Origin of the sequence: Streptomyces subrutilus, from assembly GCF_001746425.1 — a bacterium.
In the GTDB taxonomy this organism is placed as follows: Bacteria; Actinomycetota; Actinomycetes; order Streptomycetales; family Streptomycetaceae; genus Streptomyces; species Streptomyces subrutilus_A.
Genome location: NZ_MEHK01000001.1, coordinates 6,402,511 through 6,411,394, shown reverse-complemented (window position 1 = coordinate 6,411,394; position 8,884 = coordinate 6,402,511). Strand labels below are relative to the sequence as shown.

Sequence of the window (8,884 nt, the reverse complement as noted above, 5' to 3'; positions counted from 1 at the left end):
GCCCCTGCACACGAGGAGATGAACCATGACGACGTCGATCAGGCCCCGGACCGGGACGGAGCTGCGGCTGACCGGGGCCGAGGCCCGGCAGGTGTCCGAGCTGACCCTGCGCCTGGCCGAGCGGTACCGCGCGGCCGACGATGAACGGCTGCTCCAGGAACTGCCGTTGCTCACCGACGAGCTGCCCCTGCGGGTCCGGCGGTTCCTGCGCGCCTTCTCCCTCGACCAGGCGCACGGCTTCTGCGTGGTGAACGGCCATCTCGTGGACGACGAGCGCATCGGACCCACGCCCGCGCACTGGAAGGACGAGACGCGGATCCACCGCGAGCTGCCCGAGGAGATCCTCGTCCTCCTCTACGGTTCGCTGCTCGGCGAACCGTTCGGCTGGGCCACCCAGCAGGACGGGCACCTGGTCAACGACGTGTTCCCGATCCGCCAGTACGAGCGAGAGCTGCTCGGCACGGGCAGCAAGACACCGCTGACCCTGCACACCGAGGACGCCTTCCACCCCTACCGCGCCGACTACATCATCCTGTCGGCGCTGCGCAATCCCGACTCGGTACCGGTGACCGTCGCGGAGGCGGACTTCTCGCGGCTGCCGCAGGACGTCCTCGACGTCCTGTTCCAGAACCGCTTCCACATCGTTCCCGACAAGTCGCACCTGCCGGAGAACAACACGGTGCGCACCGACGAGGACCGGCTGGTCTTCGAGAACATCGCGCGCCTCATCGACGGGCTCGGCCTGGTGCCCATGCTGACCGGCTCCCGGTCCCACCCGCTGCTGTGCTTCGACGCGACGCACATGTCGGCGCCCCCGGAGGACACCGAGGCCGTGCGGGCCTTCGCGGCGGCGGCGGAGCTGCTCGACGCGGGTCTGACCGACTGCCCGCTAGAAGCCGGGAGTTGTGTCTTCATGAACAACCACCGGGTGGTGCACAGCCGCAGTGCGTTCCAGCCGCGCTACGACGGCACCGACCGCTGGCTCAAGCGGGTCAACGTCACCCACGACCTGCGCAAGTCCCGCGGCATGCGACGGTCCGTCGGCGCCCGCCTGATCGGCTAGCGGACAACACACCGGAAAAGCGGTGTGCCCGGGGCGCTCCCGCCCCGGGCACACCGCTGTCGCGTCGTGCGGCTACGCCTCGAAGTCCGGCCCGGCCTTGCGTATCAGCGCGGAGACCTCGCCGACCGTGGGCGCGTCGAAGAAGTCACCCAGGTCGACGGTGACGCCCAGCTGCTTCTCGATGGTGTCGATCACGGAGATCGCGAGCAGGCTGTGCCCGCCCTCCTCGAAGAAGTCCCCGTCGGGGCCGATCGGGCCGGAGCCGAGGACCTCCTCGAAGATGGCCCGGACCCGCGCCTCCACCGCGTCGCCCCCCGCTCCCGTCCGTGGCGGGGAGGGCGCCGGCGCCGGGGCGGCGTCCGCCCCGGCGAGGCGCACCAGGGCGCCCCGGTCGATCTTGCCGCTCACCATCCGGGGCAGCGCGTCGACCAGCGTGAGGGAGGCCGGCACCATCGCGGGCGGAAGCGCGGCACCGGCCCCGGCCCTGATCTCCTCCACCGTGGTGTCCGCGGCTTCCATCCAGGCCGCCAGCGCCGGAGCCCCGTCGGGTCCGCTCACCACGGCGACCGCCGCCTGCCGGACGCCCGGCAGGCGCCCCAGGACGCTCTCGACCTCGCCGGGCTCCACCCGGTGGCCGCGGATCTTCACCTGGTCGTCGGCGCGCCCGGTGAACTCCAGCATTCCGTCCGGACGCCACCAGACGAGGTCCCCAGTGCGGTAGCTCCGGCCGCCCGGCGCCCCCGCGTCGGCCACGAACGCCGCCGCCGTCAGCTCCGGCCGGTTGCGGTACCCGTCCGCGAGGCCGTGTCCCGCCAGCCTGAGCTCTCCGACGAATCCGACCGGCAGGATCCGGCCGTCGGCGCCGGTCACGGTGGCGACGGTGTTGGCGATGGGCCGGCCGATCGGGCAGCCGGGTCCGGCGGACGTGCCGTGGTCGAACGCGGTCGCGCCCACCGAGCTCTCCGTCGGGCCGTACTCGTTGATCAGCCGGACCCCGGGCAGCAGTTCGTGGTGGCGGCCCACCAGATCGGGCGTGGTGGCCTCGCCGGCGACCGTGACGGCGCGCAACGAGGCCGCCGCGCGCGGGAGTTCGCCCACCAGGACCCGGTAGAGGCTCGGGACGGTCGTGAGGTGGGTGATGCGGTGCTGTTCCGCCAGCTCGGCCAACTGGCGCGGCAGCAGCTGGTGCGTGTCCGCGAGGACGAGGCGCCCGCCCGAGGCCAGTACCGGGAACAGGTCCGCGACGGAGCTGTCGAAGGCCAGCGACGGCAGCTGGAGCACCCTGGTGTCGGCGTCCAGCCCGTGGTGGCGCACCTTCCAGTGCACGTAGCTCGCGATGGCACGGTGCCGGATCTCCACGCCCTTGGGCTTGCCGGTCGACCCCGAGGTGTACACCACGTACGCGAGGTCGCCGGGGAGCGGTCCGGACGGGCCGGCCTCGGGCTCGGCGGCGGGTCCGGCAGCCGCGGCCCGCAGGTCGATCACCGGGGCGGTGAGGCCGGCGGGCAGCCCGGCGAGCAGGTCGGGCGCGGCGAGTACGGCCGCGCACTCGGCGTCGTCGAGGATCTCGGCCAGCCTCGCGGCCGGTGACCTGGGGTCAAGCGGCACGTAGGCCGCGCCCGCGAGCAGGGTGCCGACGATCGCCGGCACGGCGTGGACCGTCTTGCCGGTGAGCACTCCGACCCGGTGCCCGCGTCCGATGCCCGCTGTGCGCAGGCGCGCCGCGACGGCCTGCGCGGCCTGCCAGAACTCGCGGTAGGTCAGGGTCTGCGCACCGGCGACGACGGCCGTACGGTCCGGGTGCGCGCGGACCGTCTCCTCGATCGGCGCCGTCAGCGTCGTGGGGACGATCTCCGGTACGAAGCCGCGCCGGCCGAGTTCGACGGCCTGCGCCACGTCGTCCGCCGCGGCGGGCGGCAGCGCGGCGGCGGGGCCGTGCGGGTCGGTGAAGCCGGCCAGGACACCGGACACCGAGCGCAGCAGGACGTCCAGGAACCAGGCCTCGGCGCGGTCCGGTCCGGCCTCGGCCACCAGTTCGCGCACGCCGTCCGCACCGGGCTCGGTCAGGGTCAGCTCGATCGCGTCCTGCCGGGACGCGCGGGCGGCGGGGCCGTCACCGACGCGTGCCGAGCGGACCAGCACCGCGCCGGCGAGCGCCGTCTCCTCGTCGGGCACCGCGGGCGCCGACCGCAGCGCCGAGTCGGCGGCCCGGACCAGGTCGCCGACGGTGGAGCGGCCGGTGAGCCCGATCCCGCAGAGCACCGGCCCGGCCGGGCCGGACACGGCCAGCACCGGCTCGTCGGTGTGCTCCGCCGCACCGACCACCACGGCCGTGGCCGCGGTGAGGGCGACCAGTTCCTCCAGGGGGCGCCCGCCGGAGACCCTGGCGAGGCCGTCGGCGGCGGCCGGGCCCAGCGCGAGGCCGGTTCGGGCCCGCGCCGAGGGGGCGGCGCCCGTGCGCCGGGGGCGGATCGTGGTGGCGGGCACGGCAGAGTCGGACGTCATGGGCACATTTCCTTGCTCGAGGACGAAATGAGGACAACTGCCCGTCGGCCAAGCGGCGTTCTGCGCGGGGCGCGAGCCGCCGCGGGGTTCGAACACCGCACGGGCACGTGCGGGCACATCCGTCACCGAGGTGGGACGCGAACGGGCCGCGCACCGCCGGGTCGTGGCCGAGCCGGTACGCGGGTCACCGCCGACACCCCAAGGTGCCCGTGCACTTGTCGGGCCGGAGTACCGGGCCGCCCGCGATCCGGGCGCCCGGTCCTGCGGCCAGGCCGTCGCCTCGCGTCAGCCGCGCTTCGCGATCATGTTGGCCATGCCTTCCTTGCCCTGCGTCTTCAGCGCCTTGAGGCGCTCCTGGCGCAGGCGGGCATCGCTCCGCGAGGCGATCCACTGGTTCTCGCGGATCAGCTTCTGGTAGCTGTCCAGGCGGCGCTGCTGCAGCATGCCGTCGTCGATGGCCTCGCGCACCGCGCAGCCCGGCTCCGCGATGTGCTCGCAGTCCCGGAAGCGGCATTCCTCGGCGAGCTGCTCGATCTCCGAGAACGTCTGCTGCAGGCCGTCGGCGGCGTCGTACAGGCCCACACCGCGAATACCGGGGGTGTCGATCAGCACCCCGCCGCCCGGCAGGGGCATGAGCTCCCGGGTCGTCGTGGTGTGGCGGCCCTTGCCGTCGCTCCTGGTCTGCCGGGTCTCCATCACGGAGCGGCCCAGCAGCACGTTGGCGATGGTGGACTTGCCCGCGCCCGACTGTCCGACCAGGACGCTCGTCCCGGTCAGCACGGCCGCGAGGATGTCCATGCCGTCGTCGGTGGTGGCGCTGACGACCAGGACGTCCACGCCCGGCGCGGCCTGCTCGACCGTCTCGCGGACGCTCTCCGCGTCCTCGGCGAGGTCGGACTTGGTCAGGACCAGCACCGGCTGTGCTCCGCTCTCCCACGCGAGGGCGAGGAACCGCTCGATCCGGCCGAGGTCCGGCTCGGTGTCCAGGGCGACGACGACGCCGATGGTGTCGATGTTGGCGGCCAGCACCTGGCCCTCGGAGCGCTGTGAGGCGCTGGAGCGGACCATCGCCGTACGACGCGGCAGCAGCGCCTGGACGTACGTGCCGGCCGCGCCGGCCCGGACCGCCGCCCAGTCGCCGGTGCAGGGCGTCTTCATGGGGTCGGGGTCGGCTACCGGGCCGGTGTCGGCGTGGACGACGCTCACCCCCGAGTCGCCGTCGGCGACCACGACGTCGCAGCGGCCCCGGTCGACGCGGATGACCCGGCCGGGCACGCACGAGGCGTCGGCAACGGAGGCGAACTGTTCGTCGAGCTCAGGGGACCACCCGTAGGCCTCCAGCGGCCTGGGGTAGATCGAATCAGCCGATGTCGATGAGTGAGGCAACGCGATGAGCCCTTCGGGAGGTGTTTCCGGCCGGCGCACGCGAGTCGGGCCGCACCGGCTGCTGAACAAGGGGCGGAGAAGCGGGCTGCTCTTCGGGCGCGGCTACGACGGTGGTGACGTGCGGGTCGTCCACCTCGGCCGGCTCCGACGCCGGAGGCATTCAGTGCACTTGACGCTACGACAGCTCCGGGAGGCCCGCAACAGCGCTCAAGTGCCGCTGGATCGCGGCTCGAGAGGGAGAGCGGGAAGCCGGCTGCCGGGACGGCGCCGGCCCGCCCACCCGGGTGTTCGCCCGGGTGGGCGGGGGGCACGGCCCCTACCGGCCGGCGGCCGTCGAGGGGCTGCGGTAGAGGGCCCGCAGCTCCTTCTCCAGGGTTTCGACCTCGTCGAGCCTGGGGCGGCTCTTGGGGGCGAACAGGCCGTCCTGCTCCCAGCGTTCGGGATTCAGGCTCAGCGCCGAGACGTTGAGCCAGCCCCGCGAGCGGATCTCGTCCAGGCGCTCGGGCAGGGCGTCTTCGAGCGCGAGGTAGAAGATGACGTGGGCCAGCTCCTCGATGCGCTCCAGGCCGTCGCGCACGCTCGTGAGCACCGTGCCGAAGGCCGGTATCTCCTCGCCGGGCAGGTTCTGCTCGAAGAGGCGGGCGAGCGTGGGCACGTCGTCGTAGTAGTCGATGTAGTCGAAGGCGAAGGCCCCGCGGTAGGTGCGCGCCCAGGCCTGGAACAGGTTCATGATCGTGCCCTGCGTGGCCACCGCGTGCGCGCCGAGCGCGCTGAGGGTGGTGCTGGCCGACTCGTCCAGGAACGTCTTGCCGTAGAACTGCGGGTCGGAGAAGGCCCAGCCGACGTAGTAGTCCCAGATCGTCTTCAACGACATGATCACGGCGTTGTCGTGGAAGGCGTAGGAGCCCTGGATGTTCATGGTCAGGCCCTCGGCGAGCGAGAGGAACCAGCGGTTGGCGTACCGCACGAAGCCCTCGTCGAAGGAGTCCTTCACGTCCCGCCCGACCATCTCCGTGACGAAGCTGTTGGCGTAGCCGATCAGGTTCGAGCCCACCGAGTAGTAGGGGTCGGCGAAGACGGCGGCGTCGCCGACGCACGCCCAGCGGTCCTGGGAGAAGACCTGCTGCGAGGAGTGGCTGTAGTTCTTCAGGACCCGGAAGTCCAGGACCGGCAGCTCGCGGATGGCCGGGTCGAAGCCCGGGACCCGGTCCACGATGAAGTCGATGGCCTTCTCGATCCGGTTGAACTTGGTCACCGGGTGCAGGTCGTCGGAGACGACGATGCCGACGCTGGTGTGGTCGGGGGCCAGCGGGATGGCCCAGATCCAGCCGCCTTCGAACATGAAGTGGTTGGTCGACTGCCAGCGGGGCTCGGTGATCCGCTCGTGCCAGCCGGTGTGCTCGGCGCCGACGGCCTCGTCGGTGTCGAGGCGGCCTTCGAGGCGGAACCAGACCGAGTTGTGGGGCTTGGGGTAGCGCTTGGTGAGGTCGAGCTTGCGCTGCAGCAGCCGGTGGCGGCCCGTGGCGTCGACGACCCACCGGGAGGTCACGGTGGTGGGCCGCGCGCTGTCGTCGTCGATGGACTGATAGGTGATCCGGTGCGGGGCGTCCTGCTCGCCGAGCTCGATGTCCAGGACCTTCACGCCCTGGACGAGCTCCGCCCCGGCACCCTCCACGACCAGGCGCAGGTGCTCCTCCAGGGAGCCGCGGTTGAGCTGGTAGGACTTGGCCGGCAGGAACCGGTTGACACCGAACTCGGCTTCGTCCTGGAGGCCTTCGCCGCCGCCGTAGAAGTAGCGCAGGCCCAGCTTCTCCAGGTGCTGCTCCTCCAGATAGTCGTACAGGCCGATGACGTGGGAGAAGTAGTACGCGCCCACCTCCACCGAGGACTCGCCGACCTTGAACGCGGACAGCGGGATCGGGGAGCGCTCCCGCTCGCAGACCAGCACGGACAGCCCGGGCTGCGCGTCCTTGAGCTGCTTGGCCAGAGTCAGCCCGGCCAGGCCGCCGCCCGCGACGACCACGTCGTAGTCGACACCGCCGAACATCGAGTCAGTACCGCTCTGCCTGCTCACTTTGCTCCCACCTTGTCGTTCTGTCGGTCTTCGATCACGAGGGCCAGGCTCCGGATGGTCCGGTCCGTGTAAGGGTCCGAGACCTCCAGCTGGACCCCGATCCGCTGCTCCACGCGGGCCAGCAGGTCCATCACGCTCAGCGAGTCGCCGCCGAGGTCCAGGAAGTCGTCGTCCAGACCGATGGGCAGCGGCGCGAACAGCTCCTGCCAGATCTCCAGGAGCGCCGCCTCGGCCTCGCTCCCCGGCTGCGGGCCCGCCCCGGGCCGGCCGACCGACCCCTCGTACAGGGAGATGAGGGCCTTGTCGTCGACCTTGCCGTTGCCGGTCAGCGGCACCGTCTCGACCGGGATCACGGCCGAGGGGACCATGTACTCGGGAAGGTTCTCCCGGGCCGTCGCGCGCAGCCGGTCGAGGTCCGCCGCGGCGGGCCCCTGGACGAAGGCGACCAGCAGCGGTGTGTCGGTGTCGGTGGCGTGGCGCAGGACGTGCACGTCGCCCACCGCCGGGTCCTGGGCGAGGACCTGGGCCACCTGGCCCAGCTCGACCCGCCGGCCCCGGATCTTCACCTGGCCGTCGCGGCGCTCGATGAACTCCAGGTCGCCGCCGGCGTGCCGGCGCACGATGTCCCCGGTGCGGTAGACGCGCTTGCCGGCGGCGGGGCCCTCGGCGGGGGTGAAGAAGCGCTTCGCCGTCAGCTCGGCGTCGCCGAGGTAGCCCCGGGCGAGGCCCGCCCCGGCCAGGTACAGCTCGCCGATCCCGCCCGGCCCCACCGGCCGGCCGTCCTCGTCCAGGACGAAGGCCTCCGCGTTCTCGATCGGCCTGCCGATGAGGACGCGCTCGTCGGCGGCGGCGAGGCGGTGGACGGTGGAGCAGACCGCGTTCTCGGACGGCCCGTACTCGTTGTACAGCTCCACGTGCGGCAGGCGCAGGCAGTGCTCGAGGGTCAGGCTCGGCGTGAACCATTCACCGGCGACCGTGACGCAGCGCAGGGAGGTCACCCGTTCGGCGTCCATGCCGTCCAGCAGACGCTTGTACAGCATCGGCGTGATCAGGAAATGGGAGACGTTCCCGTGCTCCATCAGGCCGGTCAGGTAATGCCGGTCGGTGATGCGGTCCCGGCGCGGAAGCAGCAGGCGCGCTCCGGAGGTGAGGGCGCAGAAAGTGTCCGCCACGGCACTGTCGAAAGACGGCCGCGGAATGGCGAGCGTGACGTCTTCCGGACCGAAACCGTAATAGGAATTGCGCCACGTCAGCGTATTGACGATCGCACGGTGCTCGACGGCCACGCCCTTGGGCCGGCCCGTCGACCCCGACGTGTAGATCACGTACGCGAGGTCGGACGGCGTGGCCGCGGGCTCGGGGTCGGTGTCCGGGGTGGTCAGGGCGGGGCCCATGACATCGAGAACGAACAGCTCGCCGTCGAAGTACATCGCACCGGCGGCGGCGGACGACTCGATCACCATGGCCTTCGGCGTGACGTCCTCGACGATCCGCTGGGTCACCCCCGGCGGGTTGTCGGGGTCCAGGGGGACGTAGGCGCCGCCGGCCTTCAGGACGCCGAGCATGGCAATGATCACGTCCCGGGGGTTCCGGACCACGATCGCCACCCGGTCGTCGGGGCGGACCTGGCCGGTGTCCCTCAGGTGGTGGGCCAGTCTGTTCGCCCGGCGATTCAGATCGCCGTAGCTCAAGGATTCACCTTCGAATTCCAGGGCAATATGCCCCGGATATCTTCTGACACATTCCTCGAAAAGGGAAGTCAGAGTCCTTGGATCGTCATGGTTCATCAACAAACGTCCCCTGCCGGATCATTGTCAATTCTCGATTCGAAAAGCCTAGCCGCCGTCGATCGAATG

At 71.7% G+C, this 8,884-nt stretch carries 5 protein-coding genes; 1 reads left to right on the top strand and 4 read right to left on the bottom strand.

What is annotated here, in order from left to right:
- Positions 1–25: 25 nt before the first annotated feature.
- Positions 26–1,063 (top strand): guanitoxin biosynthesis L-enduracididine beta-hydroxylase GntD, encoded by a 1,038-nt coding sequence (gene gntD, locus BGK67_RS29355; protein ID WP_069922905.1) that lies wholly within the window; start codon positions 26–28, stop codon positions 1,061–1,063.
- Positions 1,064–1,135: 72 nt separating this feature from the next.
- Here gntD and BGK67_RS29350 read toward each other — a convergent pair whose 3' ends face one another.
- From BGK67_RS29350 to BGK67_RS29335, 4 genes are all read right to left on the bottom strand, one after another.
- Positions 1,136–3,568 (bottom strand): non-ribosomal peptide synthetase, encoded by a 2,433-nt coding sequence (locus BGK67_RS29350; protein WP_069922904.1) that lies wholly within the window; start codon positions 3,566–3,568, stop codon positions 1,136–1,138.
- 285 nt (positions 3,569–3,853) lie between these two features.
- Entirely contained in the window at positions 3,854–4,954 is a 1,101-nt protein-coding gene (gene rsgA / locus BGK67_RS29345) for a ribosome small subunit-dependent GTPase A (RefSeq protein WP_069922903.1), read from the bottom strand.
- 316 nt (positions 4,955–5,270) lie between these two features.
- Positions 5,271–7,028 carry an NAD(P)/FAD-dependent oxidoreductase gene (locus tag BGK67_RS29340; protein WP_141754081.1) on the bottom strand — a complete coding sequence of 586 codons (1,758 nt, stop codon included), beginning with the start codon at positions 7,026–7,028 and terminating at the stop codon, positions 5,271–5,273.
- Positions 7,025–8,815 carry an amino acid adenylation domain-containing protein gene (locus tag BGK67_RS29335; protein WP_079154434.1) on the bottom strand — a complete coding sequence of 597 codons (1,791 nt, stop codon included), beginning with the start codon at positions 8,813–8,815 and terminating at the stop codon, positions 7,025–7,027. Before BGK67_RS29335 ends, BGK67_RS29340 begins: the two co-directional genes overlap by 4 nt.
- Positions 8,816–8,884: the final 69 nt, after the last annotated feature.